The sequence below is a fragment of the Pseudobacillus sp. 179-B 2D1 NHS genome (assembly GCF_045370945.1).
Taxonomy (GTDB): Bacteria; Bacillota; Bacilli; order Bacillales; family Domibacillaceae; genus Pseudobacillus.
Window position 1 is genome coordinate 184,323 of the sequence record NZ_JBIQDP010000005.1, and the last position, 26,137, is coordinate 210,459.

At 40.7% G+C, this 26,137-nt stretch carries 25 protein-coding genes; 6 read left to right on the forward strand and 19 right to left on the reverse strand.

Annotation, left to right across the window (positions count from 1 at the left end):
- Window positions 1-33 precede the first annotated feature (33 nt).
- Window positions 34-942 (forward strand): DMT family transporter, encoded by a 909-nt coding sequence (locus ACH0BF_RS07410; protein ID WP_406909189.1) that lies wholly within the window; start codon window positions 34-36, stop codon window positions 940-942.
- A gap of 181 nt (window positions 943-1,123) precedes the next feature.
- Here ACH0BF_RS07410 and ACH0BF_RS07415 read toward each other — a convergent pair whose 3' ends face one another.
- Entirely contained in the window at window positions 1,124-1,306 is a 183-nt protein-coding gene (locus tag ACH0BF_RS07415; protein WP_406909191.1) for a hypothetical protein, read from the reverse strand.
- On the opposite strand from ACH0BF_RS07415, the gene ACH0BF_RS07420 reads away from it, so the two are divergent.
- A complete protein-coding gene (locus tag ACH0BF_RS07420) occupies window positions 1,281-2,201 on the forward strand; it encodes a DMT family transporter (protein WP_340851499.1) in 921 nt (306 codons plus the stop codon). The two genes, ACH0BF_RS07415 and ACH0BF_RS07420, sit on opposite strands and share 26 nt — an antisense overlap.
- A gap of 51 nt (window positions 2,202-2,252) precedes the next feature.
- Here the strand turns inward: ACH0BF_RS07420 and ACH0BF_RS07425 are convergent, their stop codons facing one another.
- From ACH0BF_RS07425 to ACH0BF_RS07470, 10 genes are all read right to left on the reverse strand, one after another.
- Window positions 2,253-2,645, reverse strand: a complete 393-nt coding sequence (locus ACH0BF_RS07425) for a hypothetical protein (protein ID WP_120035934.1) — start codon at window positions 2,643-2,645, stop codon at window positions 2,253-2,255.
- Window positions 2,646-2,722: 77 nt separating this feature from the next.
- On the reverse strand, window positions 2,723-4,066 hold the full coding sequence (locus tag ACH0BF_RS07430) for a sensor histidine kinase (RefSeq protein WP_340851501.1): 1,344 nt from the start codon (window positions 4,064-4,066) through the stop codon (window positions 2,723-2,725).
- A gap of 26 nt (window positions 4,067-4,092) precedes the next feature.
- A complete protein-coding gene (locus ACH0BF_RS07435; protein ID WP_406909193.1) occupies window positions 4,093-4,770 on the reverse strand; it encodes a response regulator transcription factor in 678 nt (225 codons plus the stop codon).
- 110 nt (window positions 4,771-4,880) lie between these two features.
- Complete coding sequence (locus tag ACH0BF_RS07440; protein WP_340851505.1) at window positions 4,881-6,401, reverse strand: MDR family MFS transporter; 1,521 nt, start codon at window positions 6,399-6,401, stop codon at window positions 4,881-4,883.
- Between the two features lie 262 nt (window positions 6,402-6,663).
- A complete protein-coding gene (locus ACH0BF_RS07445) occupies window positions 6,664-9,048 on the reverse strand; it encodes a M14 family metallopeptidase (protein WP_406909195.1) in 2,385 nt (794 codons plus the stop codon).
- 310 nt (window positions 9,049-9,358) lie between these two features.
- Complete coding sequence (locus tag ACH0BF_RS07450) at window positions 9,359-10,057, reverse strand: SDR family oxidoreductase (RefSeq protein ID WP_340851508.1); 699 nt, start codon at window positions 10,055-10,057, stop codon at window positions 9,359-9,361.
- A 181-nt stretch (window positions 10,058-10,238) separates the two neighbouring features.
- Window positions 10,239-10,685: a hypothetical protein gene (locus tag ACH0BF_RS07455; RefSeq protein WP_340851510.1), complete on the reverse strand. Its 447-nt coding sequence runs from the start codon at window positions 10,683-10,685 to the stop codon at window positions 10,239-10,241.
- Between the two features lie 60 nt (window positions 10,686-10,745).
- On the reverse strand, window positions 10,746-11,207 hold the full coding sequence (locus ACH0BF_RS07460; protein ID WP_120035929.1) for a hypothetical protein: 462 nt from the start codon (window positions 11,205-11,207) through the stop codon (window positions 10,746-10,748).
- A gap of 114 nt (window positions 11,208-11,321) precedes the next feature.
- The gene (locus ACH0BF_RS07465) at window positions 11,322-12,137 is read right to left on the reverse strand and encodes a hypothetical protein (RefSeq protein ID WP_120035928.1); all 816 of its coding nucleotides are present in this window, start codon (window positions 12,135-12,137) and stop codon (window positions 11,322-11,324) included.
- A 15-nt stretch (window positions 12,138-12,152) separates the two neighbouring features.
- Complete coding sequence (locus tag ACH0BF_RS07470; protein ID WP_406909200.1) at window positions 12,153-13,166, reverse strand: S8 family peptidase; 1,014 nt, start codon at window positions 13,164-13,166, stop codon at window positions 12,153-12,155.
- 529 nt (window positions 13,167-13,695) lie between these two features.
- Here ACH0BF_RS07470 and ACH0BF_RS07475 point away from each other — a divergent pair.
- A complete protein-coding gene (locus ACH0BF_RS07475; RefSeq protein ID WP_340851513.1) occupies window positions 13,696-13,860 on the forward strand; it encodes a YezD family protein in 165 nt (54 codons plus the stop codon).
- Window positions 13,861-14,189: 329 nt separating this feature from the next.
- Here the strand turns inward: ACH0BF_RS07475 and ACH0BF_RS07480 are convergent, their stop codons facing one another.
- Both ACH0BF_RS07480 and ACH0BF_RS07485 read right to left on the reverse strand, forming a co-directional pair.
- The gene (locus ACH0BF_RS07480) at window positions 14,190-15,008 is read right to left on the reverse strand and encodes an ABC transporter permease (protein WP_340851514.1); all 819 of its coding nucleotides are present in this window, start codon (window positions 15,006-15,008) and stop codon (window positions 14,190-14,192) included.
- A 20-nt stretch (window positions 15,009-15,028) separates the two neighbouring features.
- The gene (locus ACH0BF_RS07485; RefSeq protein WP_340851516.1) at window positions 15,029-15,796 is read right to left on the reverse strand and encodes an ABC transporter ATP-binding protein; all 768 of its coding nucleotides are present in this window, start codon (window positions 15,794-15,796) and stop codon (window positions 15,029-15,031) included.
- A 400-nt stretch (window positions 15,797-16,196) separates the two neighbouring features.
- On the opposite strand from ACH0BF_RS07485, the gene ACH0BF_RS07490 reads away from it, so the two are divergent.
- Together ACH0BF_RS07490 and ACH0BF_RS07495 are read left to right on the forward strand one after the other, a co-directional pair.
- Window positions 16,197-17,189, forward strand: a complete 993-nt coding sequence (locus tag ACH0BF_RS07490; RefSeq protein WP_340851517.1) for an ABC transporter substrate-binding protein — start codon at window positions 16,197-16,199, stop codon at window positions 17,187-17,189.
- Window positions 17,190-17,213: 24 nt separating this feature from the next.
- Window positions 17,214-18,104: a TauD/TfdA dioxygenase family protein gene (locus ACH0BF_RS07495; RefSeq protein WP_406909203.1), complete on the forward strand. Its 891-nt coding sequence runs from the start codon at window positions 17,214-17,216 to the stop codon at window positions 18,102-18,104.
- 204 nt (window positions 18,105-18,308) lie between these two features.
- On the opposite strand, the gene ACH0BF_RS07500 is transcribed toward ACH0BF_RS07495, so the two are convergent.
- The 4 genes from ACH0BF_RS07500 to ACH0BF_RS07515 all read right to left on the reverse strand — a co-directional run bounded on the left by ACH0BF_RS07500 (window position 18,309) and on the right by ACH0BF_RS07515 (window position 22,866).
- Entirely contained in the window at window positions 18,309-19,568 is a 1,260-nt protein-coding gene (locus ACH0BF_RS07500; RefSeq protein ID WP_406909205.1) for a cytochrome P450, read from the reverse strand.
- A 405-nt stretch (window positions 19,569-19,973) separates the two neighbouring features.
- Window positions 19,974-20,549, reverse strand: a complete 576-nt coding sequence (locus ACH0BF_RS07505) for a DNA-3-methyladenine glycosylase I (RefSeq protein ID WP_406909207.1) — start codon at window positions 20,547-20,549, stop codon at window positions 19,974-19,976.
- A gap of 532 nt (window positions 20,550-21,081) precedes the next feature.
- Window positions 21,082-22,086: a hypothetical protein gene (locus ACH0BF_RS07510; protein WP_340851524.1), complete on the reverse strand. Its 1,005-nt coding sequence runs from the start codon at window positions 22,084-22,086 to the stop codon at window positions 21,082-21,084.
- Window positions 22,087-22,341: 255 nt separating this feature from the next.
- The gene (locus ACH0BF_RS07515; protein ID WP_120035917.1) at window positions 22,342-22,866 is read right to left on the reverse strand and encodes a DinB family protein; all 525 of its coding nucleotides are present in this window, start codon (window positions 22,864-22,866) and stop codon (window positions 22,342-22,344) included.
- 325 nt (window positions 22,867-23,191) lie between these two features.
- Here ACH0BF_RS07515 and sstT point away from each other — a divergent pair, with 325 nt between their 5' ends.
- Window positions 23,192-24,430, forward strand: coding sequence for a serine/threonine transporter SstT (sstT, locus tag ACH0BF_RS07520; RefSeq protein ID WP_120035916.1), 1,239 nt, complete (start codon window positions 23,192-23,194; stop codon window positions 24,428-24,430).
- A 112-nt stretch (window positions 24,431-24,542) separates the two neighbouring features.
- Here sstT and splB read toward each other — a convergent pair whose 3' ends face one another.
- Together splB and ACH0BF_RS07530 are read right to left on the reverse strand one after the other, a co-directional pair.
- Window positions 24,543-25,571: a spore photoproduct lyase gene (gene splB, locus ACH0BF_RS07525; RefSeq protein ID WP_120035915.1), complete on the reverse strand. Its 1,029-nt coding sequence runs from the start codon at window positions 25,569-25,571 to the stop codon at window positions 24,543-24,545.
- Entirely contained in the window at window positions 25,568-25,831 is a 264-nt protein-coding gene (locus tag ACH0BF_RS07530; protein WP_120038055.1) for a transcriptional regulator SplA domain-containing protein, read from the reverse strand. Before ACH0BF_RS07530 ends, splB begins: the two co-directional genes overlap by 4 nt.
- Between the last annotated feature and the right edge of the window lie 306 nt (window positions 25,832-26,137).

The window sequence follows — 26,137 nt, forward strand, 5'->3', positions numbered from 1 at the left end:
AAATTTTAATAAATAAGAGAAACGAGGATTGTTATGAATTGGAGAATAGCCATAGCCTACAGTATGACTGTTATTGCCTGGGGCTCTGCTTTCCCGGGTATTAAAATCGCTCTTGCATCCTATAGCCCGGAGCACCTTGCTTTGCTGCGGCTTCTTATCGGCTCGATTGGATTAGTTATTTTTGCTGTTGCCAAGAGAATAAAACTGCCTGACCTGAAAGATGTACCAGCTATTTTACTGCTAGGTTTTTTAGGGTTTACTGTTTATCATACCGCGTTAAGCGTAGGTGAAAAAACAGTGAGCGCCGGTGTTGCCAGCTTATTAATATCCATCACACCGATCTTTTCTGCTGTATTAGCTGCTGTTTTTCTTAAAGAAAGATTTTCTAAAATGGGATGGATCGGCTCGCTGATCGCTTTTTCAGGAGTGGCTGTCATTTCACTTGGAAACGGCGGCTCGTTATCGGCTGTGGCTGCAGGTGTTCTGCTGATTTTGATTGCAGCAATAGGTGAAAGTTGTTATTTTGTCTTTCAAACAAACTACTTAAACAAATATGGATTCATACCGTTTACAATTTACACCATCTTATCCGGGACTTTCTTTATGTTATTTTTTCTACCGGGTGCTGCAGCAGAAATAGTAGCAGCCTCTTCCTCTGCCACCTTTGCTGTTATTTATTTAGGCCTATTTCCGACGATTGTTCCATATTTCGCTGTAGCCTATATGATCTCAAAAGCAGGGGCTTCGGAAGCAACCAGTTCTCTTTATTTAACTCCGATAGCCGCTCTAATTATTTCATGGATTTGTCTAGGGGAAGTACCTTCTCTCCTTTCACTGTCTGGTGGGATTCTGACTTTAGCTGGTGTTAGCTTCTCGCTTTGGAAAGAGAAAAGAGAAAGGGCCCGGCCGATAAAGGAGATGGCTGTTAGAGGCGAGACTTAAAGAGCCTACGATCATGAGGCAAGCGTAGCCAGTCCGTCCGAATAGGTTGGTAACACCGGTAGGCCTGATTCTCCTTAGGGTTAAATCCAGAGAGTGTTCTCGGTTAATACCGAGTGAATGGGTGGCTCGTTATTCTATACGGAATAAAGTATGTTTTTTTGAATATTTCATTTGAAAAATCTTATATACAGACGGTCTCTACTAGATTCATTTCATTCATCCGATCCCCAATCTGTCGTTGCTTGGCACGCTTCTCTGTGCCGCTTTTTTGTTTTTGGTGCAATTCTTGCATAGAGTATGGCACAGCCCCGAATAGGGCTGCTCTTAGGAGGGATAGATTGTCGTTAAAAAAGAAAGTCATCATTGCAGACTTTTCCCTGGTTGGAATCTCACTTGGCTGGGGATACAGCTTTGTCTTGACCAAAGATCTGTTAAATGAAATTACTCCTTTGTACTTTATTGGAACAAGATTTTTCCTTGCTGCGCTTATTCTTTTATTATTTAAATGGAAAGATATTAAGAATATGTCAAAGCAGATGTGGAAATACGGTATTTTTGCCGGAACCGCTTTATGGGCAGGATTTGCCTTGCAAACAATAGGCATTGAGCTGACTACTCCCGGCAAGGCTGGAGTCTTAACCGGAACAATGGTGGTCATCGTTCCTTTCTTATACTTTTTTTGGTCAAAAGTAGCCATCCAGAGAGGAGCATTGTTAGGAAGTCTGCTTACGTTCCTGGGACTCGTCATTCTTTCATGGGATGGAGGCTGGACAGGGGTCAATGCCGGGGATATTTTAGTATTCCTTTGCGCCTTCTTTTTTGCTATTCACGTTATATTAGTAGACCGCGCTTATCAAAATAACGAATCTGTTGATTCACTCAGCTTTATCGCTATTCAATTATTAATCGTCGGAGTATTTAGTTTGCCATTTGCTGTTTGGCTGGAGCCATTCCCAACGCCTTTATCTTCTTACGGGTGGTATGCGTATACCTTTGACTTGTTGATCGGAACATTGTTAGCTTATATCGTGCAAATTAAAGCTCAGCAATTTTCTCCACCTACACATGTAAGCCTGCTTTTATCGTTGGAATCTGTCTTTGCTTTCTTACTATCATGGTGGCTATGGGGAGAATCCTTAACTTTTAACACTGGCATGGGGATTTTATTTATTTTAGGCGGCATTTTTATTACGGAAGCTTTCGATCTTTTTCGTAAGCCAAAGCCGTTAAGTGATTTGAAACATCCTTCTTCTTTCTAATTTCTAAATAGATGAAATATAAGGAGGCGGTCTGCATATAGACCGCCTCCTTCATTCTCTCGTATCAATCATGAACGTAGTGATAATAAAAATTCCAAAGCTGACTAACAGGATCGTTCCGCCAACGATATAGAAAACTAAAGCGAATGTGTCATTAACATTAAATGGCTTTAGAGCATTTAGCCACATGCCGGCTGTTAAACCGATGGATCCGATCACTGCCGTCCAGCCATGAACAGATACTAGCTTTGAAGACTTGATTGTGTACACACGATAGAAAATGCCCCACGCAAAAACCGACAACCAGCCGACAACTAAAATATGCGCGTGAATGGGACGAAACTGGTAGCTGCCCGAGCCCGCCATATGTGATCCGAGTATCGCTCCTAATAAGCCAAAAATCGCAGCCAGCCGAATTAATCTGAGACTCCATTTTTTCTCCATTCTATTAACCTCCATAAATATTTATCTCCATGGAGGTTATACTACGATGTCAATATAAACTTTATATGAACTTTGTATTACAAATTTGGCAGTTTAATCGTAAATGACGTTCCTTGACCTGGTGCACTCGCCACATGAATTTCTCCTTTATGCAGTTCAATGATTTGTTTCACGATGGACAAGCCAAGTCCTGTTCCTTCTTTTGTACGCGATGCATCTGCCCGATAAAAACGATGAAACAGCTGAGCTTGTTCTGTCTCTGAAATTCCGATTCCTGTATCTTGTATGGTTACCTCGGTATAATCATCTTGCCTCTCCAGCGCAATATGAATTTCTCCTTCGGGAAGGTTATATTTAATCGCATTCGTCAGCAGATTATCCCACACATTTTCAAATAAAGCCTCATCCCCCCGGTACATCGTCGGCTCCATTCTTAAATGTAAATGAATGTTCTCTTCTTCGAGCCACCAGCGGTACTTATTAATACAGGCTTTTAGCTGTTCATCTAACCGGTAATCTTTAAATTTCACCATGCGAGAGGACTGATCAAGAGAGGTTAACAATAAAAGCTGGCGTGTCAGCTTCGATAAACGATTGGTTTCTGATTGAATAATACCCGCATAATTTTTTCGCTCTTCATCGGCTAGATTGTCCGCTTCCAGCAATCCGGCATATCCTTGAATATTAAGCAGCGGTGATTGAAAGTCATGCGAAACATTGCTAATAAATTCTTTGCGTATGTTATCATTTTCCTGGAGCTGTTCCGTCATGGTATTGAAGCTTGCCGCTAATTGGCCAATTTCGTCTTTCCGATCAATATTTAACTGCATGTCATATTTCTCATCGGCAATACGCTTCGTCGCGGCAGTTAACTGAGTAATTGGCACGATAAGCATCTTTGCTACAAGCAGCATCGCAAGCAAACTTAAAAGGGCAGTAGCAATCACAAGGCCGCCCATAAGGGTATGAACTTCACTAAATAACAGCTTAATATCCGGCCGGATAAAGAGCGCGTATCGCCTGCTCTCATACTTGAATGGGACTCCAATTGTATTTGATAGTTCATTGGCAAAGAAGCCTGTCACAAATGTTTCACGTGGAAAATCCCTCATTCCATGATAAATACGCCCCGCCAGTACCTGCTTCACAGCTGACTTATCTAAATTTTTCACACGGTATTTGCCGTCGTAAAAAGATTCGCTGCCGGAGGCGTCAACCACATAAAGCTGATAGCCGATATCGCTAATCGTCTGTAAGTACTCATTTAAGTTGAGTTGCGGCGTCTCCTCAATATGCTTAACAATTGTCTTGGCAATCTCCACATTCTTTTTATCATTACGCTCTTTCACCACTCGATGGTAGTACGTATTGGTTATAAGAAAGCCGCTTACTGTACTAAATATCATAATTAATGCAGTCATTAACAGGAACTTCCCATACAACGATTTCATGAGCTGTGTACCTCTAACTTGTAACCAATGCCACGAACCGTCACAATCTCAACATCTTTTGAAATTTTCGCGAGGCGCTCACGGATTCGCTTAATGTGCGTATTCAGTGTTTGTTCATCTCCCTCATAATCAAAGCCCCAAACGCTCTCCATAATAGCAGCACGCTGAAATACTTGATTCGGTTTAGAAGCAAGCAAGGATAGCACCTCAAATTCTTTCAACGGCATAATTAACATATTAGCTCCTGCAGTTACTTCAAAGTTTTTGCGATTAATTGTTATAGAGCCCACCTGGAGGATCGTATCTGTCGGCTTATCGTAGCGCCTTAGAATGGCAGCAATACGAAAGAGCAGCTCCTTCGGTTCAAACGGCTTGACCATATAATCATCCGAACCTGCAAGAAAGCCCTGTTCCTTATCCTCCAACTCCCCCTTTGCAGTGAGCAGCAATACCGGGACGTCCTGGTCTTCTCTTAATTTTCTTGTTAACTCAAAACCGTCCATCCCAGGCATCATCACATCTGCAACAACTAAATCAGGGAATTCATTTTTCAAAATGCCGAGCGCCTGCACTCCATTTTCCGCCTTCATCACCTGGTATCCCGCGTATGTTAAATGAATGCTTACTAGTTCAAGTATGTTTTTATCATCATCAACGACTAAAATTTTCCTCACCTGCAGCGGCCCCATTTCGTTCATATTTCTTTTATTGTAGCGAAAAAACAACCGAATACACAAAATCTTAAAATAATAAAAAACCCCGGACAGCTGTCCGGGATTGATCATTAATTCTCCGCTTTTTCAACTTTCTGATTGATTCGCACCCGCTCATTTCCCATAAATAGGATGGCTAGTGCAGACAGAACAATCGGGATAAGGGCAAACAAAAAGATAGCCGTAATTGAATCGGACATGGCAAGAACCACTTTATCTAGAATAAAGTCCGGAATTTTGGCACGCTGTCCGGCCTCAAACAACTGCTGAGGATCATTCATCTCCATGCCTGGGCCATTTCCACTCATTCCCTTAAAAGCGGACTGCAATTTGTCTGTAAAGATGTTTTGCTGCATAATCCCAAAGATTGTCACTCCGAGTGTCATGCCGAGCGAGCGCAAGAAAGAATTCGTTGAATTGGCTGAACCCCGGTAACGCGCGTCGAGATTGTGAATAGAGGCGGATGGAAGCAAAGAAAAAGAAAAGCCCATTCCAAAGCCGGCAATAATCATATAAATCGTCAACATCCAGCGCGCTGTTTCAGGCGTCATATTCCCAAGTAAGAACATGCCGATAAAATAAGAAATCACTGAAATAACCATTAAATTTCTATAGCTGGTTTTTGTTTGAAAAATCCCACCCATAGCACTGCCAGCGACAGATCCGAGCATCATCGGCGTTAAAATTAAGCCCGCATTTTTAGCTGAACCGCCATACACTGCTTGCACGAAGATAGGGATAAAGACAGCTAATATAATAAAGGTCGAACCGTACAAGAAAGCGAGAATTTGCGAAGTGGCAAACAGGCGCCGCTTGAACATCCAGAAAGAAATAATCGGCTCTTCTGCCTTTGTTTCCGCCCACAAAAAAGCGCCAAAAAAGATAACAAAGCCGGCAAACAAACTAAGAATTTGCGCTGAGTCCCATGGATATTCTTTGCCACCAAGCTCCAAAGCGAACATCAGACAGACAACAGCAGCCACAAGTGTAATGGCACCTGCCCAGTCAATGCGCTGCTTCTGATGCTGTGTCGATTCGTGATAATACTTAATAATTAAAAATACAGAAACCATACCGATAGGAACATTAATATAAAATACCCAATGCCAGCTAAACCAGTCTGTAATGTAGGCACCTAAAAGCGGCCCTAACACACTGGATGTACCAAATACAGCACCAAGCAGCCCCGTCATCTTTCCGCGCTTCTCTGGCGGAAAAATATCAAATACAATCGTAAAAGCAATCGGCATTAAAGCGCCGCCGCCAACCCCTTGAATTGCTCGGTAAATAATTAGTTGATTCATAGTCTGCGCAATTCCGCACAACGCTGAACCAATCAAAAATATGGCCAGGCCAAAAATAAAAAAGCGTTTGCGGCCATACATATCAGACAGCTTTCCGAAAATAGGCATCCCCGCCATAACGGTCACCATATAGGCGGAAGTGACCCAGACAAACTTCTCAAAGCCGCCTAGATCAGCCACGATCGTTCCCATGGCGGTCGCCACAATCGTATTATCCATGGCAGCCATCAAAATACCAAGAAGAAGTCCCGTCACAACAAACTTCAAATTGCTCTTTTCATTAACCATACTACTCCCCCAACCATTGTTTTGAATGATATTGTACCATTAAAATGACATATAGAAAGAGAAATCCTCATCTATTTTTCCTTTATAACAGGGCGCCATGACCCTTCCCCGCTGCCCCTATGCCTTTTAGCTTGCTCTTGAATCATCCAGCCATTTACATAATGAATTCTTCTCTTCTAATGATTGAACAACTCATTATATTATTGTGCAGAAAGAAAAAGTCCTGCTTCCCGAAGCAGGACTTCCCAATCGCTCATTTAGATCATTTAATTTTAATCACTTCAGAATTATACTTTTTAGGATTTGTGTCCGGATGATAGTTTTTTTCTATGTTTCCGGAAGCATCCATAGAGAACCAGTTGATAACGGTCGACCTTGTGATAGAGAGCTTTTCCCCATCTGTTTCACGAATCCCTCTTAAATTGATCGTCGGGGACTGGAAGGTTGGCCTGCTGCCGTCTAACGTATAGTACACAGTCGCTGGTTCGCTCGTTGTAAACTCCACTTCAAATCCGTTAGTTGCTTTTTTCTTTACCAGCTTAGAAGCAGGGGCTTTCTTGTCTTTTTGATAGTCATTGGCTACTTTCAGCATGCCAATTAATCCGTTAGAAAATTCCATTGCTTCTTCATGCCCTTCCTTAAACTCCGGTTGGAACCCGACTGGCTGCCATTTTCCTGTCGCTGCATCATACAAATCAGCTCCCACTTCAAAATCCCATGCATAGATCCCTTTTTTATACCATAAAGCGTCGGCAGAGTTTCCAGCTGCAGAATAGAGCACATCTGGCACCGGGCCCGTTCTGCTCGGAAGAATGACTGTTCCGCGGTGATTTTTGATTTCATCAAGGATGGTATTGGAGGCAGCCCAGAAATAAGCTTCCTGGCCGGCTGTTGGTCTTGGAAGTGTTTCACGCCCTTCCGCCTTATAGGCACCTGGAGGCCACATGAAATAGCCGCCGTAACTATGAATATTCATCGCAAATTTAATGTTGGCATTTTGATCGGCTAACCATATTAAGTTTTTAGCTTCCGGCTCAGATACTTCCTCCGGTCCAGCAAATGATCCACTGGTACATGAAGTCGAGGCTCCACTATATCCATCGTAGACGGACCCTATTTCATGGTTGCGGTTCAGATCCACGCCCCATGAATTTCTGATCGACGGATCACCATATTCCGTGCCTTCACAATAATTAGTCATATTTTTGCGTTGCATGTTGTAATCATAAAATGAATAGTGGCCGCCATCCGGATTTACGGTTGGAACAATAAAAATGTCGAGGTTGTCTACCAGGTTTCGCGTTCCTTTGTCTGTGGCATAGTTGCGAAGCAAACGCTCAGCCGTTTCCACTGAGACAAGCGGTGTCACCCATTCACGGGCATGCTCCTGTGAGTAGGCTAGAACTCCCAGTTTCGAACCATCACGCTGTTTTCCGATACGGAGGGCCTTCATTGCGAATGGATCTCTTGAAACGGTAGCTGGCGCATTTAAACTGTCTGTTAATTTTACAGTCTGTGGAGCAATCACACCATTTCCAGTAGATTGATAGGCTTTGCTTGCTGTCACAAGGGACCCAGCAGTTTGATTAATCGCTTCTTTTACTTGATTGCCCGTGCTGATTGCTTGTCCACTCTCGTCGGTCGCCAACGAAACATTTACTTTCGAGCCATCGACCGTTACTTTTAAAGGAGCCCCTTTCTCACTCGGCTTAGCCAGTTCTATCATTACATCATTTCCACCCTCATGGCCCCATGCCTTTGAAGAAATGACGATAGACGAATGATTTTCTTTTTTGCCGGCAATATTTTGCGCTTTTCTGCGATACCCGTTCGTCTTATTCGGCATTTCTACAACTTCTGCAAGTTTCGGAAATTCTTTCGCTAGCGCTTCAATTCTATCGGTCACTTCCGTCGGATTCATATAATGGTCTACAAAGTCCGAAACATAATGCTTGTTCCGCTTATCTGGCTTACCGCCGCCGACCCATTCTGTCACTTTTTTAGCTGTTTTTCCGCCCTGATTGCTTGTTACCGTTACTTCATTCGGGACTTTCTCAACAGGAATAAGCAAAGAATGGTACAGGTAAGCTCCTGCATCCTCAACTTTCTGCAAAGTAGCCGTTTGGCTCGTTCCTTTCTCTTTCCAGGAAGCGTTCAATATGACACTTGCTACTGTTCCTGCGTTAGATTTGGCTTCTATGTACAGAAACGTTTCTTTTTGACTTTCAAAATAGTTGGCTCTCAAAATCTTAATCTCATCTGCCGCTGCAGTTAGTTTTGCTTCCTCTTCCACCTTTTGCTGGCGCTGGATTAAAATATTCTGTACTTGTTCCTGAGTCGTTACTGTTTCAACCTGATAGCCTTTCTCCTTTAACTGTTGCAGTTCTCTGTCAGTCACAACAGCATCTATTTCGAGCTTTCCGTTCTGTTCATGTACATGCTCGACCAGATCAAACCCTTCATTAACAAGCTTGTCTAGCGACTTTTTGTCCTTCAAATAAATAGTGACCAATGTAGCCTTCTCTTCTGCGATTGGTGGATTGACTACAGTCGACGCTGCTGCCAGACTGCCGTTAAAGCCGGTGAGAAGCAATGCACTGACACAGATCGGCGCAAAGATTTTCGAAAATACTCTCAGCTTTCTCATACAAAAACCTCCCCAAATAAAATAGAACCCGGTAACAGATTCCTCTTTTTTTAGTATAGGAAGGGAAAAACAGATAGTTTGGCAGTTCTTGTCAGTGCTATCAGAAAAGTTATAGACAAAACCCTTTGTAATCCCTTCCCTTCCGACAGAGAAATACTTCTTTATCCAACAAGAGCCTGGCTGTTTTTTCAGTTATTTTCACAATAAAAACCGCCCTTATAGCAAGGGCGGTTTCACATAAAAGAAAAGGTATGTCAGTGCTAAAAAATAAAAGCTGGACGAGCGGGAGGCGCCTTTTCAGCAAGTGTTTCTAGACAGGTCGAACTGTGATTTCATTGACATTCACATAATCAGGTTGAGTGACTGCATATACGACGGCTCGTGCGATATCAGTCGCCTCTAATTTTTTTCGGTCATTTCCACTGCGGCTTAGAGGTGTATCTACCATACCAGGGGAAATGTTAGTCACACGCACGCCCGTCCTGGCAAGTTCTTTTTCCAGCCCCGCAGAAATGGCACGGACAGCAAATTTTGTTGCACTGTAAACGGTGCTCATTTTAGTTACTTCCAGACCAGAAACTGAGGCAATATTTATAATATGACCGCTCATCTGTTCAAGCATGGACGGCAATGCCGCATTGATTCCATAAAGTACGCCTTTAATGTTGACATCAATCATTCGGTCCCATTCTTCTACTTCCCCTGACCGTATAGTTGACGCAAGCATTTGGCCGGCATTGTTCACCAAAATATCTACCTGTCCAAATGTTTCTTGAGCTTTCTGAATTAGCTGCCGGACATCCTCTGTATTCGTTACATCTGTTTGAATAGCTAGGGCTTTTGCACTCTCGCTTTGATTAATTTCGTTTTCCAGATCTTGCAACTTTTCTATCCGGCGAGCGGCCAAGACGACATTGGCCCCTTCACCCGCTAGTTCTTTCGCAATCGCCAAACCAATTCCACTGCTTGCCCCTGTTACAATAGCTGTTTTTCCTTGTAATTGACCCATTTGTCATTCCTCCTTTGTTTCCCTTTATAAAAAGTGTATCACGTCATAATAGAAGAAGAAATGAATAGACATCCGCAGGGAGAGCAGAAAAAGTGAAACCCGTCATGGCAAAGACAAAAATAAACGGCAGCTCAATAGTTAGTAAAAACTATTTTCGAACTGCACCGTTTCTTTTGCTCAATTAATAATATTTTTGACGATATACGATTAGCTTTTCTCTATTTCTCAGCTTTAATTGATCGGGACCAGTCAACTCATCGATCGTTATTTCCCGTTCTTTTTCTAAGCTTTTTTCTTCTTCTCCCGCCCATGCCGTATAAAATTCCAGCACAAAACTTTGATTAATGGCGGTTTTCAAGTAATTTAATAAAGTTTGTAGACATTTTCTGTCCCATTCATTTATATGATCCTTATTCACGCCAAAGTCGCCTAAGTGTGTCAGCACCTCATATTGATAAGGATAAGATAAATTCGAAACAGCACCGTCTTCCAGCTTTTTAATTGTGATGGATGCTTCATCCACCGTAGTTTCGAATACATAGTTTCCTTTTTTAGAAAGCTTCTTCACTTCGCCAAATGTCCCTGTATCTAAAGGCCGCTTAGCAGAAAGATAGTAGAATTGTGTCATTTCATTCACCTGGCTCCTAGCTATTATTCCAAAAAGTACGACGGCATGATCATCTATCCATTAGAGTTGAAGCTCTTCTTCCTCTGCCCCTCTAAGTATATATAAAAGTCTATAAATATATTCTGACTCTCCCTGTACTGTATAATTTGTCAGGCAATCTTTTTTTCCTTCCAGAATAATGTTCATTCGTTCACCTTTCTGTATTTTATAATACATGACTGCCCGTGCAAATTCCTTTTCGTTTCTATATAAATCTCTTTCTGGTTCTTCTAGATCATCATCTTGCTCAATGCGAAGCCTTTTTAACATCTCTTTATCTTCTGTGTACAAACAGCATTGAATTTGCTTGAAGTTGACGAATTCATCCTTTTTCAAATCTGACACTTCTTTCTTATCAAATTCCATCATGCCAAATTCATTTTTTAAAATGTGGACGATCTCCGACAAGGTATAATTTTTAACGGTTCCTGATTTTTTGTACTTGTTCAATACATCCTGGTAAACACCATAATCATCCCTCATAAAAAAAGCCCCTTTCCCATAAAATTGAAAGTTTTCGATTAATAAGAAAAAGTCATCACATCATATTTATCATACAATGTGATGACGGCATTTTAACGTTCATACAATAATATTTTAATAAAAGGAGTGTCCGCCAGCTCTATTGTAGGTGTGGTAGTGATAATAATATTTCCCGCTTTTCACCTTTCCATTTTTATCTTTATTATGGATTTCCGGGCCAATAGGAACTCGGTTTCCTCCCGCACCTTGGGCTACCTTTCTTGCTAAACTTTTAGAGATGGACCACACATCTCCCTTTTTTAATTTGGACTTTGCCTGATTGTAAGTTAAAGAAGGTCCGATATACATTGCTGTCTTTGCTTTGTTCAGACTGGCAGCATAATGATCATAGCGCTTATTTTTTCTTAATTTAGAAGCAACTTCAGTAGCAGCTACATACGTTACCCCTGCTACAACAATGGCTAGTGACGCTGCTAAGAGATGGGCAACAAGGGCTTCTCCTATCACAATACCTATAGGAATGACAAAAGCAAAATTCGATTTCGCTTTTGTATTATCTACTTCATATTTCTTTCCGGTAGCTTTGTCTGTAAAGGTAGCTACTAATAAGTCACCATCTGCTTCATGAATATCTACCTGGTACACTTCCGGCTTGCTCTTTCCCTCATTTTCCACTTCAAGGACCACATTTTTCGTGCTATCTTCCATAGTGGCAATGATGTCGTACTCTTTATTATTGTGTTTCTTTTGTGCTTTAAATTGAGTTTTCTTAGCATCTTTATAAAACTTAGGGTTTTTAAAGCCTTTCTTCTTTAATTTTTGAACTTGTAATTCATCATTTGTTGCTGCATGAGGGGCATTTACCGAAGAGCAGAATACACTGAAGAACGTGAATACAATAATCAATAATAAACTGCCGGCTTTTTTCACTGTTTATTCCTCCAATCAGTATTTTACGAAGCCCATTCCGTAAGATTTCTCCTCTCCGAGCGGGATCGCTTTGCGTTTTAACAAAGACAAGGTTTCATCCACCCTTGACTCGCCTTCCATTGACCTTAATTTAGCTTCATTCTCCGACATGATTAAAGATACCATCCCTGTTATGTATGCTGTAGCAATAGAGGTGCCTGAGAAAACTTTATAGCCGCCTCCAGGAACGGTTGTTAAAATAGCTTCCCCTGGAGCCGCGACATCTATTTTCCCGTACCCGGCGTAAGTTTCATCCACAGCATAATCATGTTTTACTGCATTTACAGAGATCACTTTAGGATACTGGGCGGGATAGTCCGTCCAAGTCATATAATTGTTCCCCGCGGCCGCCACTACTACTATGCCTGCTTTGATCGCTTTATTTATAGCTCTCTTTAACTCTTCACTATTACGGGACAGGCCCAGGCTAATATTCATGATGTGAACCTTTTCTTTAATGCACCATTCAATCCCTCTTACTAGTGAAGCAACCTCACTCACCCCCTTACCATTTGATACTTTTACTGAATAAATAGCCGCTAACGGATTGATTCCTTTAATCCCTTTATCATTGTGGTTAGCTGCTATAATTCCAGCGACAGCTGTTCCATGACCAAACTCGTCTTTTACGCTGTTATTATTGTCAATGGCGTTATATTCCTTCTTGATCCGGCCAGCTAAATCCGGATGGTTGCTATCGATACCGCTATCTAAAATTGCGATTTTCAATTGGTAATTTATGTCTTTCCTAAACGTAAAATCGTCCAGTAATGCCCTATAAGCCCAGCTTGAGTACTCTCGTTTGGATACATCAAGATCCTCCCTGTCTGCCTTAGAAATCGCAACTAATTCCTCTGAGCCGGTACTTTTCATACTATATTTTGAGATGAAATAATAGGCTGCTACTACAGTAAGGATTAACGCTGTTAAAATGAATAACCTCTTTATATCAATCTCTCCATTCAGTACTCTGAATTTAGTTATCCTCAAATAGGTCTATGCACAATAAATATCAACCTCTTAAAATCCACACAAAGATAGCATATACATTTATTTACTTTCAAGATAAAATAAGGAAAATAATGATAAATCATACGATCTTCTCACAGATCATTCTTAACTTTATTGATTTGCTAGACGTTTCACCTACCTTGCAAAAGCTACTTCTTTCCTAGAAAATCAATTGCTTTCTAGCGTTGATAATTAGAAAATCATGATCGATCTTTATAATTCTTTTATTGATTTTTAGCAAGAATGATTTTTCGTTATTGAAGAAAAAATGATTCTCAACCCCTAAAACCAACTTGACTTATCGGAATAATGAAATTATTATTAAATAATTAAGAAAAAACTATCTTTTTATAAAAAGAAAGGAGTTTTTCTGTTATGTTAGCTTTTTTTGACATATACTCTTTATGTTGTTGTAGCCATGCGAACGCCTACATACAGTAGTAAAAGAAATCTTCTTATTGGGAAACAAGCACTCCTAGTGGATTAAAAGTGCAAGGGGGATAAGTGTATGGAAAACATTGAAGAGGAAAAAATCAATTATATCTTAAAAATGTTAACAAATATTAAATATGGCTCTTTAGTTATTACTATACATGATGGTCAGATTACTCAAATTGATAGCATAGAGAAAAATCGCTTCACCACTAACAAGAAATTAACCAGTAAAAAATAATTTTTCGTAAATACATGAAAACTAAAAGGGGTTCGGAATCGTCTCATTCCGAACCCCTCTTGGTTTTTCGTTAGCTTTAAAGCCATTCGAGAGAAAGATAGCCTCTCCAAGTTCATATAGTCGTACACCTACCCTCACTTTGCAAACCCTGTTGATTGGAATAGAGAACGCGAAGACTCCTGCGGGCTCACCGCCCGCCCCGCGGAAAGCGAAGCGTCTGGAATAGAAAGCAACAGTCCCCGTTCAATTCGAATGTCATTGAGTTTATCTACAGCCTGAGCTGCGCAATGATTCGCGCAGCTTGTTTAGTGTTCCTTCTCACTGTTTCATTAAGCTTTAAAGCTATCCTGCCATTTCAGCAAACGATTCTCCAGCAGCCTGACAAGTGAATCGGATAGTTTGCCGGCTAAAGCAAAGATGATGATCCCTACAAACACAGTATCTGTCTGCATAAAGGAACGGGCATCCTGAATCATAAAGCCAACTCCTTTATCCGCCCCTAACAACTCAGCAACAACTAAGCACATCCATGCAGTGCTCAAAGCCAAACGGATGCCGAGCAAAATGTTAGGCAACGAAGCAGGAATCATCAGCTTCGTTACTTTCTCCAAACGGCTGTACTCCAGGATTTGGGCCACGTCGTATAACTTTTTATCCACATTACGGATACCTAAAAAGGTTTGTAAATACAAAGGGAAAAAGGCCCCTAATGCAATAAGCAACACTTTCGATAACTCGCCGAAACCAAACCACATAATGAACAGAGGCGTGATAACGAGCAAAGGAATGGTTCGTAACATTTGGATACTTGGGTTCAAATATTGTTCTGATTTTTTGTTCATCCCGACAATGATGCCTATGAACAAGCCCAAAAAGCTGCCTAAAGCGAAGCCAAGAAAAGCGCGGGTTAAACTAATTTGTAAATGAACAGCTATTTCTCCCGACCGAATCAATTCAATAAAACGGCTGATAATCAAGAAGGGCGAGGAAAATAGCTGAGCCGGCAAAAGGCCCATCGAACTGAGCAGCTGCCATAAAACTATGACCAGAGCAGGAAGAGCCATTCCCCTGAAAATCACCCCTCCTTTCTTTACTTTCACTTTTTTAATAACAATGCTTTCATTTTGCACAACTGTATGTGTAGACATGTCACCCATCTCCTCTCTTATTAAATACTCCAGTCTTCTGTATCGGAAGCCTGATGATCCAAATGCTTTAAAATAACAGTTCTGTATTCTTGAAATGACTTCGAAGCCCTTCCTCGCGGATAAGGCAAATCAATAGGGACGACAGCTTTAATCCGTCCTGGCTTTGCTCCCATTACTACCACCTTCGTTGACAGAAAGATCGCTTCATCAATATCATGCGTTACGAGGACCATTGTCGCCTGATTGGCTTTCCATATTTCCAGCAGCGCTTCTTGCAGGTGCGTGCGGGTGAAAGCGTCTAGCGCACCAAATGGTTCATCCAGCAAAAGCACTTTCGGATTGCGCAGCAAAGCGCGAGCGATGGCTACGCGCTGGGACATGCCTCCGGACAATTGCCGGGGATACGCCTTTTGGAATCCAGTGAGTTTCACGAGCTCAACTAACTCACCTACTCTGTTGCGAACATCCGGATCTTTAAGAGACAGATTGCCTGCAATGTTTTTCTCCGCAGTCAACCAGGGAAACAAGCGGTGCTCTTGAAAAATAAACCCGCGGTCTTTAGAAGGCCCTTTCACTTTCTCTCCTTCTACGAGGATGTCGCCTTCAAAGTCGGAATCCAGTCCGGCAATCAGCTTTAATAATGTGCTCTTTCCACATCCGCTCGGCCCAATAACGGCTACAAACTCCCCTTTTTTAACAGGAAGGGTCAAATGCTCCAGAACGCGGACATTTTCCTTTTCATTTTTAAACGTTTTGCTGACACGATGAATTTCCAGCGTAGTCACCATAATGAGTCATCATCCTTTCTAAAATAAAATAGGAGACTCAACGAAGGGGCAATTAAGCCCTTTCGCTGAATCTCCAGTTGTCTAGTGGATTCAGTTGGATACTGTATAAACAACAGCTGTTTGAATATTTGATTATTAACTTATCACTTATTTTAAACATTATCAACTATTAAATCTCACTAAACTTATAAGAATTATTAAATATAGTATTGACAGTTTAATTTGTCTGGTGTTACTATGCATTCAAGCACATGAGACTATTTGAATAAATGAAAAGTGAACCGACTGGACGACCAGAGATTCGATAAAGAACAACCTTTTATGTTCTTTATTGGGTCTCTTTTTTTGTCGGTAAACCAAGTAAGTCTATGTGCTAAATAAAAATTAAAGGAGGGAGTATATGAAGAAGTATAGCAATTATTGGTTAGCGGTCCTGTTTTTTATCGTAAGTGCCGCCAGCTTATTAGGATGCAGCTTAGCTTCAGGATCAAACTTAACGAAAAAAAACGAACCAACCGAAGTAAATGTCGCCATTAACGGCGGTCTGAACCCTCTCATTATCGGGAGAGAAAAAGGCTGGTTCGAGGAAGAGTTCGCCAAATATAATGTCAAAGTGAAATGGAGTGAGTTTCCGAGCGGACCGCCTTTATTAGAATCACTTGCTTCCAATCGAGTTGACTTATCTTTTCTTGGCGACGGAGCGCTCATAGCTGGCCTTGAAAAAAAACTTCCATTTGAAGTAATTGGGCAAACCGGAACTGGAGAATCCGCCGTACGAATCATCGTGCCGACTAATGGAAAAGTAGAGAAAATTGAGGACTTAAAAGGAAAGAGAATCGGAGTAGCTGCTGGAACAACGGGCCATGTGTATTTAATTAAGGCTTTGAAGAATCACGGCTTATCCATAAATGATGTGAAGATTATCAATCTGCAGCCGGACGATGCCCAGGCGGCCTTTGAAACAAAGCAATTAGACGCATGGGCTACATGGAACCCCTATATCACTAATAACGTCGACAAAGGAACAGCTATCGAACTGAAAGTAAACGGGAAAATATTGGCCCCGGGCGGCATCATCGCCCGCACAGACTTTGGCAAAAAACACCCCGATATAGTCGAAGCTTATTTAAGAATCTATAAAAAAGCGGCGGATTGGCAAATTGAAAACCCCGATAAAGCAGCAGAAATCTATTCAGCAGAAACAAAATTGCCGGTTGAGACGGTAAAGAAAATCATTACCGCTGAACCTCCAAATATGTTCTATACAGAACAAGGAATTAAAGCCCAGCAAGATTCAATTAAAACGTTAGCAAAGGTAGGCTACATTAAACGAGAATTTCAATTTAAAGATCATATAAACAATAAATATATCAATGCGGCATTCAAAAAATAAAAAATTTTTAGGAGGATGTTTATCATGACAACTATTCCAACAAAACAAATTCAGGTGGTCCCGGCGGCAGGAAGAATTGGAGCAGAAATTCAAGGAGTTCAATTAAGCGCAAATGTGGATACTGCTGTTTTCAATGAAATCAAAAAAGCGTTAGATGAATACAAAGTGATCTTTTTTAGAGGGCAGCATCATGTGGATGATAAAAGCCAGGAGGCATTTGCCAGACTGCTAGGCGAACCTTATGCCCATCCGACTGTCCCAGTGAAAGACGAGACAAATTATATCTTTGAGTTAGACTCCCGCTTAGGAGCCAAAGCGAACCATTGGCATACAGATGTCACTTTCGTTCCGGAAGTACCAGCTTATTCTATTTTAAGAGGGGTGACGATCCCGCAAGTGGGCGGAGACACTGTCTGGGCAAATACAAATTCAGCGTATGAGGACCTGCCCGAGGGGCTGAAAACATTAGCAGAGCAGCTATGGGCGATTCACACGAATGAATTCGATTATGCCAATTTCAACAGGTCTCATTCATTAAATGATGAAGCCAAGAAATACCGTGCTGTCTTTGAATCGACTATTTATCAGACACAGCACCCTGTCGTTCACGTTCACAAAGAAACAGGCAAAAAACATTTGCTGCTCGGGGGCTTTGCCGGAAAGATAGACGGCTACTCAACGAGCGAATCCGAGAAGTTGATCAGCCTCTTTCAATCTTACGTAACAAGATTGGAAAACACCGTGCGTTGGCAATGGCAAGAAGGCGATGTGGTGATTTGGGATAACTTAGCGACCCAGCATTACGCCGTTGCCGATTACGAAGACCATCACCGGGTAGTCCGCCGCGTAACAGTCGGAAAGAGCATTCCCGTCAGCCTTGAGAACAAAGCAAGTACGCTGCTTGCTAAAAAGTAACGAGGAAATCATCAAAAACTGCCGCAGGAACCAGCGAGGAAATGCAAAAAAGTAAGAAGTAAACATAAATATAGAAAAAGGCTTAGATTTTTCTCTAAGCTTTTTCTATGAAATATACTGTAAATGTATAGATGAAACAACTACGATTAATCGTTAGATATTACATGCGGTTTGCTGTTTTCCACCCCACAAGTAAACCCGTTACTATTTTTGTACAGGGTCAGCCATATCCTTATGAACAAATGCCTTAAATGGAAGAGTGGTCAGCGTTTGACCAGTAGCTGAATCGGTTAAATGTTCTTCTAAATGAAAATCAGTTATCGGCTCAATGCGTGAATATTTCTTCACAAAAGAGGTGAGAGCAACCTTTGCTTCCAGACGTGCAAGCGGTGCTCCTAAACAAAAATGCGGGCCGTTTCCAAATGTGACATGTTTCTTGTTGTTTGGCCGGTGAATGTCCACTGTAAACGGATGTTCAAACATCTCTTCATCTAAATTCGCCGCGCTCAGCCAGGCAACCACCACATCTCCTTTTTTCAGATTCACTCCCAACAGATTATTATCTTTCTTTACCGTGCGATCTATTTTAGATAATTGAAAACGATATCTGAGCATCTCCTCTATTGCTTGCGGCACCAGTTCAGGATGATGATGCAGTTCTTCGTAGACCTTATTGTTGTCATATAATAAAGAATAAAACGTATTAGCCAGCAGGTGGCTTGTTGTTTCAATCCCCGCTCCCAAAATGAGCATCGTCGTCCTTATCACTTCATCATCCGTAAAGGTCTCTCCATCCACTTCTGCTTTTAGCAAATCAGATATAATATCATCTGCCGGCTGTTGCCTTTTCTGCACGACAATAGGGTACAGATATTCATAATATTCCCTCGCGGCCACCTGTTTCTTTTTATTAATGTCTTCTTGCTCTTCTTTTTTAAAAGGCAGAAACAAAGTATCTACCCATTTCTTAAACAGTAATCGGTCTTTCGAGGGAACGCCCATCAAGTCAGACATGATAATGATGGGAAGCTGGCTCGTTAGTGATTGGACAATTTCAATTTCAGTGTCTGTTCCCAACTGTGCAATGAGCTCATCTACAATTTCTTGAATACGAGGTTCCCAGTTTTTAAGACTTCTAGGTGTAAAAGCTGCCGATAGTAACGAACGACGCTTTCTATGCTCCGGTGGATCAGCATCAATGAGATTCGTCTTGTCAGGCGCAAATCCATCTTTGCTGTCCACGCCAACAGCAATTGTCGTACGAGTGCGAGCACTGGAAAAATGCTCATAATCGCTAATCACACGCTTTACATCCTCGTATTTAAAGACATTCCACGTATGGGTTTCTTCATGGTACATTACCGGATTTTTCTCCAGCATCTGTTTGCACCAGGCATATGGATTAAATTCTTCCGAACGCGTCTTAAACGAGGGGATTTCCTTTACTGCAATAATTTCTTTCATCGAACTAGATCCTCCTTCTTTGCAAAGATAATAACAAAAGGCTTACAAGCGCCTTAAGCCTCCCGTTACATAAATTAACTATATTTCCTTTAAATTCATTACAATTAAATTATAGGATAATAAATTATTGGAAACCATGCTTCATCCTTACCATCCTGAAAACATAAAATTAGGCTCATGAAATTTCATTATTTTTATGTCTCGCTCTAATTCAGATAGAAACAGATTGTAAAATAAAACCGATAGCCAACGGCTATCGGTAAATGTTCTTTTCATAGATGGTTGATTTTTTATAAAATAACCGGGACTTTCAACTTGTTATTTCTTATGAACTAACTTCTAAAAATAATATTTACATTTTATCTACCGTCGCTACCTATACGGCTCCTAGATAAAACCCAGCCCCTAAGACAGTGTTCTCATATAAGATGGATGACAAAAGCACTCCAATGTATGATCATTAACCATTCCTACCGCTTGCATATACGAATAGCAAATGGTGCTGCCCACAAATTTAAATCCATCCTTCTTTAACTGTTTGCTCATTTTGTCGCTGACGGCATTTAAAACAGGGACTTCTTTTGCTGTTTTCCACCGATTAATGACTGGCTGGTGGTCCACGAATCCCCATATGTAATTAGAAAATGAACCGTACTCTTCTTTCATTCTCAAAAATGCCTTGGCATTCGTTACCACGCTTTTGATTTTTAATTTGTTTCGGACAATTCCTTTGTCTTCTAGTAATGATTGCAATTTTTCGTCTGTATAATCGACTATTTTTTCCGCTTCAAAATCATCAAAAGCTTTTCGGTAATTTTCTCTTTTTTGTAAAATGGTCCACCAGCTAAGTCCCGCCTGTGCCCCTTCCAGGCATAGCATTTCAAACAGTAATCTATCGTCGTAAACTGGTACGCCCCATTCCTTATCATGATATTCAATGTATAACGGTTCTTTTGTTACCCATGCACATCGTTTACTCATTCGTACCCCATCCTTATATATTCGAACTGAATCACTATTAGAAAGATAGTAAAGCTTTTCTAACTTAATCGTTCATTTCTTTATATTCCCTCGGACAACTAAGCTTTCATATTCTTGACTGAAAGATAACATCCTGTGTAAACAACAGGGTGTTATCGGAAACCCCGCTCATTAAACAGATTTCTTTTTCCTTTGCTGAAGATACTTTTCAGTTAGCATACCGGTATTGTACACGGATGAAATCAACACAAAGTAAAAGAGTATTTGGGAAAACCGCCCCTCTTTCGTGAATTCGATATATGAAAATACTGTGTACATAAATCCAATTGATACTAATATTGATAGAATCAATTGTCCCTTTATAGATTTAACCAGAATATCCCTCCTGCCTATTTCAATTATACATTATATGGAAGACGTTTTAAATTCCGATCTCTTAGCCGCGAAAATCAAGTATTAGTCTCTACTTACGGGCAAAGAAAGAGCCGATACTGCTTTTTTGAGCATCGGCCTTTATCTAGAAAGCATATATTTAAGTCACCTGTACAATCAAGCTATTCGGTATGAATTGCTTAATGTGTGCAGGCTCACTGACACTTGCCTTATTACTAAACACCACACAGCCTTGAGCGTCATGTGCAAAAGCAATGATGGCTTCATCTTCTTTTAAATCAACAAATTGATAGCCTCTTTGATAATGCATCTGCTCGCATTGTGAAAGGGTAAAAGCTTCATTTTGGATTGGCAAATAAAACAATTCCTTAAATACTTTTTCAAGCGCTGCCTCATCACAGATCGCCAATGAAAATGCCGGTACTTCCGCACGGTATACTTTCAAAGCTGTCATCGTTAAAACCGTTCGTTTGGAATCCTGATACCGAATCTGATACGGCTGCCACTCCTTTAACAACTGTTCCTTCATGTCATCATATGCCTCAAAGTGGAGATAAAACGGATAATCAAATAGCTTTTTTGCTAATGCCTTTGCTGTCTCTTCCGTCGCCTTCGTATAGTCATCTGCCCAATTCCAAATGCCTAATGGATGTGCAGCATTCCTTACTTCGATAAGAGCCGCATCATTATCACGATAAATGTCTAAATAAATAGGTTCATTATCTACTTCTATATAGTTCACGTCCGGCAAATCAGCTGACACTTCATAGAAAATGACACCATGATCAAGCAGCGCCATGATTTTGCCTTGATGGTCTAAAAAACAAAGCGAACACGCAGGCGTAAAAGCTTCTTCATATCTTAAAATACCGTCAACGACTACCGGTGATAACTGAATTGTTAGTTCGTATTTTCCATAGGCCATCTTTTTCTTCCTAGCCGTTTCGCCTTTTACATCAAGAGCTTGCAGCAACCGTTTAAGTTCACGGTGATGAATGTCCATTTGTACACGCAATGTGGCAGCCCGCCGCAAAAAATAATAAAATAGCTGCTGTTTTTGCTGTTCAATTTCTTTATCACGCGCTTCATACTCCACTTCTTCTGTTGACAAAGAAAACATATTTTCAATATTTAAAACGTACACGCTCTACCTCCACTTTTGTAAGCTTATTTACTGTCTTTATGTTCACGTGAACAGATAAAGATAGTAATTGATAACCCGATTGCTCTTTTATTAGTACTGTTTTTTATCATCTTTCAATAACGAATACATATACAAATCATCAAACTTCCCGCATGTAAACTCTTGCTTTTCAACTAAACGAACCTGCTTTGACAAGAGAGCAGTCAAAAGTAGGCTCTTTTTTATTTTCTATAGATAACTTTTCCCCTGTTAAGATTACTTTTTTAGTATACCCAAGTATTCTTGCCAGGGTCCGACATCACCTCTGTATCTATCGGCCATGACCCGTACAATTTGAGAAATATGCGTCAAGTCATGAACCACCCAGGCAGAGAGTAACTCCCTCAGCTTTACTCTGCCGAATTCGGGATGTATGCCCGTTAATTCAAGGTGCAATTCCGGCTCAATAAGTGCCTTCAGTTTGGTCAGGTTTTGTGCTCTAACCTTTTTAAATTCAAGCAAACTTTGTTCTATCGGCTTCTCAGTACCTTCATTTAAATGTGAAAAACGATCAAATGATGGAAAGGGGGCAGCTTCCCCTTCCTGAAGGATCATTTCCAGCCTTGGCAGCCAGTTTTCTTTTTCTCCCTCAATGAGATGCTTCACCACTTCACCAGCATTCCACGTTCCATCTCCTTCGTTACACTGTAACCAGTCTTTAGATAAACCAGATAAAAAACACTCCAACGTATGTGGTGTACGCGCCAGTATCTCAATCGCTTCTTCCATTTGAAAATTCATGTTTGCCTCCTACAATGAATCTTACGCCTTTTCAAATCCTATTCCTCTTCCTCGTTGCTCATTACCTATTCCCCTTCTCCTCTTAATCTAGTATTCATTTATTTCTCTATCTTACACAAATGTTCAGATGAGTAATATTTCCTTAAAATACTATTGTAATAAATCTAAATATTCACTATAATTTTACTGATCAGAACTCTGCTAAAAATGTAAAATGACAGATCTTTATTTCATTTAGGTACCGCAATTATTCATTCTTTCCAATGGATAGCCATGCATTTTACTGAATGTAGCAGTTTTTCTTAAACCATTAGAGGAGATGTCTATGAAAAATCAATTTAAGAAGTGGAACCAATTGAGTCTAGTAAAACAAATCATTATTGGGCTGATTGTTGGTATCGTTCTAGCTCTAACAATTCCAGAAGCAGCAAAACCTGTTGTGATTTTAGGCTCATTATTTGTAGGTGCTTTGAAAGCCGTTGCACCTGTATTAGTGTTATTTCTAGTTATGTCAGCGATCGCTCAGCATAAGAGCGGGCAAAAGACAAATATGAAATCTATCATCGTGCTTTATCTTTTGGGAACTTTTTTAGCTGGTCTTATCGCTGTTATCGTAAGTTTTATATTCCCGGTCAATTTAACGCTAGCCAAGACTACAGAAGACTTGGCAGCTCCCGGCGGTGTTTCTGAAGTACTAAAAACGCTGCTGTTGAATGTGGTGGATAACCCAGTAAATGCCCTTACTAATGCTAACTATATTGGCATATTATCCTGGGCTGTTCTTCTAGGCGTGGCGTTAAAACATGCCTCTGACACTACCAAAACAGTGATTTCTAATTTTTCAGATGCCGTATCTAAAATTGTGACATGGATTATTAAGTTTGCCCCATTAGGAATTATGGGGTTAGTCTTTGAATCCATTACGACGAACGGAGTAGATGCTTTACTCAGCTATGGAAGATTACTTGCCGTTTTAATTGGCTGTATGCTTTTTGTGGCTCTCGTCATCAATCCCGTCATTGTATTTTTAGCTGTACGCCAAAACCCCTATCCACTCGTATTTAAATGTATAAGAGAAAGCGGTATTACCGCCTTCTTCACGCGCAGCTCAGCAGCAAACATTCCAGTCAATATGAGACTGTGTGAAAAATTAAATTTAGACAAGGATACTTATTCTGTATCCATCCCTCTGGGTGCAACGATCAATATGGCTGGTGCTGCTGTTACTATTTCTGTTTTGACGCTTGCCGCAGTTCACACACTGGGCATTCAAGTGGACATTCCTACAGCTATTATTCTAAGCGTACTGTCCGCTGTATGTGCTTGTGGTGCTTCAGGAGTAGCCGGCGGTTCCTTGCTGCTTATTCCACTGGCATGTAGCCTGTTTGGCATTTCAAATGATGTAGCAATGACCGTAGTAGGTGTAGGCTTTATTGTAGGGGTTCTGCAGGACTCTTTCGAAACGGCCCTTAACTCATCTACAGACGTTCTCTTTACAGCAACAGCTGAATTCAGGGAGCGACGCAAACAAGGACAAAAGATCAATATTAAAAAACTAGCTTAAGAAAACAAGGCCCTGGCTTCAAGGAAGCCGGGGCCTTTGCTTTTCATATAGACTTCTACAGTCGCTTGCCTTTTGTCGTTCTTTCCTGCCTGCAAAAAAATCCATTCATCTTTTACGTAAAATATTCTAATTTTGCATCTGGGAAGAACTTTTCCATATAGGAATAAAGATGATTTTTTATATCCTCTTCTTCTTCTTTTTGATAAATGTATTTTCCAATTCCGTACTTTCCCCATTTATACCTTCTTTTCTCTTCATCTAACTCTAATTTTGTCATGGGATAGTTTTTTTCAATGACTCTTTTAGCTGGCTTTGTAAAACGATGCTGAATAAACTCAAACGTCAAATCCTTCCTTGCTTCCGGCGGCAATTCGGCATCCAAGCGCTCAAACATATGAAGGTATCCTTCCTCCCATCCTTCGTGAAGATAAATGGGAGCGACGATAAACCCAAGTGGATACCCAGCTCTTGCGACTTTTCCTGCCGCTTCAATTCTCTTTTCTAGAGGAGAAGTGCCCGGCTCAAAGTTCTTGACTACGTAATCGGCGTTCACACTAAAGCGAAACCTTGTCTTTCCGTTGTGCTTCGCATCGAGCAAGTGATCTACATGGTGAAATTTTGTTACAAACCTTAACTTCCCATACTCCGACTCTCCAAAATGCTCGATCGCCCGCTTTAATGTATGGGTCAAATAATCAATCCCCACGATGTCAGATGTACAAGATGCCTCAAACCTTGTGATTTCAGGAGCGCGTTCTGCCATGTACGTATCAGCAGCTTCCAATATTTCGTCCACATTTACATATGTGCGGATGTACGGCTTGCTTCCCATCGTCGTTTGTAAATAACAATAATGACAATGCCCCATGCATCCTGTCGCAAAAGGAATGGCATACTCTGCAGAAGGTTTGGATGTATCAAATTTTAGGGTTTTTCTAATCCCAACGACTAGTGTAGACTTGGCCACTCGGTATCTTTGAAAGTCATTTTCACCTGGAAGATTTCTTACTTGATTGTGAGAGGTCGTATATCGAATTTCGACATCCATCTTTTCGAATTTTTCTTTCAGCTGTTTGCCTAATGGATATTCCAATGCATCAGGTTCAAAATATACAAGCTTAGGGTTAAATGGTTTATTCATTCCAATCTCCCCTCTGACTCCATTCCATAATAGTAATGGTAAGCTTGCTTTGCCTCTTCTTCTGTCGGATAAATAGCCATCTCACTTGACAGCGGATAATAATTTTCATATAAAAACAGAGCTAATTCATTGGAATTGTCAGGGTCATTTACGACCGCTGCCGCCTGTATATTGGCTACATCCTGAGTATGTGGATTACGATAGAAAACATAGACAATATCCCCAGCATGATATGTCTGATTTTCGTTGGACAGTTCCATTTCATCACCTTTTCTTTCCATGAACATCCATAAGTTAAGTAATTTGTTATTATCATTTTGCCTTTAGTTCCTGTAAATTATGTTTACCTAATTACGGAAAACAACATCATAACGAAATCAGCCTATCCGTTGTTAATCTACATTCCCAAAAAGAGAAATTTCAACAAAATAGCGAAGGAATCGTTTTAGTACCCATTCTTATTAAGTGACAATAAGGTTGTTTAATTTGTATTGGACGAACAGGGCAGTTTAGTACAACTAGAATAGAGGCCTTAATAACCTTATTATCGAAAAGAATATATAAAA

Coding starts and splice junctions, on each gene's coding strand:
- ACH0BF_RS07455 (WP_340851510.1), bottom strand. CDS start 10,685: ATGACACAATTCTACTATCTTTCTGCTAAGCGGCCTTTAGATACAGGG.
- ACH0BF_RS07415 (WP_406909191.1), bottom strand. CDS start 1,306: ATGATGACTTTCTTTTTTAACGACAATCTATCCCTCCTAAGAGCAGCC.
- ACH0BF_RS07430 (WP_340851501.1), bottom strand. CDS start 4,066: ATGACTGCATTAATTATGATATTTAGTACAGTAAGCGGCTTTCTTATA.
- ACH0BF_RS07450 (WP_340851508.1), bottom strand. CDS start 10,057: ATGGGTCAATTACAAGGAAAAACAGCTATTGTAACAGGGGCAAGCAGT.
- ACH0BF_RS07490 (WP_340851517.1), top strand. CDS start 16,197: ATGAAGAAGTATAGCAATTATTGGTTAGCGGTCCTGTTTTTTATCGTA.
- ACH0BF_RS07475 (WP_340851513.1), top strand. CDS start 13,696: ATGGAAAACATTGAAGAGGAAAAAATCAATTATATCTTAAAAATGTTA.
- ACH0BF_RS07485 (WP_340851516.1), bottom strand. CDS start 15,796: ATGGTGACTACGCTGGAAATTCATCGTGTCAGCAAAACGTTTAAAAAT.
- ACH0BF_RS07440 (WP_340851505.1), bottom strand. CDS start 6,401: ATGGTTAATGAAAAGAGCAATTTGAAGTTTGTTGTGACGGGACTTCTT.
- ACH0BF_RS07460 (WP_120035929.1), bottom strand. CDS start 11,207: ATGAGGGATGATTATGGTGTTTACCAGGATGTATTGAACAAGTACAAA.
- ACH0BF_RS07530 (WP_120038055.1), bottom strand. CDS start 25,831: ATGGAACTGTCCAACGAAAATCAGACATATCATGCTGGGGATATTGTC.
- ACH0BF_RS07410 (WP_406909189.1), top strand. CDS start 34: ATGAATTGGAGAATAGCCATAGCCTACAGTATGACTGTTATTGCCTGG.
- splB (WP_120035915.1), bottom strand. CDS start 25,571: ATGAATAAACCATTTAACCCTAAGCTTGTATATTTTGAACCTGATGCA.
- ACH0BF_RS07500 (WP_406909205.1), bottom strand. CDS start 19,568: ATGAAAGAAATTATTGCAGTAAAGGAAATCCCCTCGTTTAAGACGCGT.
- ACH0BF_RS07495 (WP_406909203.1), top strand. CDS start 17,214: ATGACAACTATTCCAACAAAACAAATTCAGGTGGTCCCGGCGGCAGGA.
- ACH0BF_RS07505 (WP_406909207.1), bottom strand. CDS start 20,549: ATGAGTAAACGATGTGCATGGGTAACAAAAGAACCGTTATACATTGAA.
- ACH0BF_RS07445 (WP_406909195.1), bottom strand. CDS start 9,048: ATGAGAAAGCTGAGAGTATTTTCGAAAATCTTTGCGCCGATCTGTGTC.
- ACH0BF_RS07425 (WP_120035934.1), bottom strand. CDS start 2,645: ATGGAGAAAAAATGGAGTCTCAGATTAATTCGGCTGGCTGCGATTTTT.
- ACH0BF_RS07480 (WP_340851514.1), bottom strand. CDS start 15,008: ATGTCTACACATACAGTTGTGCAAAATGAAAGCATTGTTATTAAAAAA.
- ACH0BF_RS07515 (WP_120035917.1), bottom strand. CDS start 22,866: ATGAATTTTCAAATGGAAGAAGCGATTGAGATACTGGCGCGTACACCA.
- sstT (WP_120035916.1), top strand. CDS start 23,192: ATGAAAAATCAATTTAAGAAGTGGAACCAATTGAGTCTAGTAAAACAA.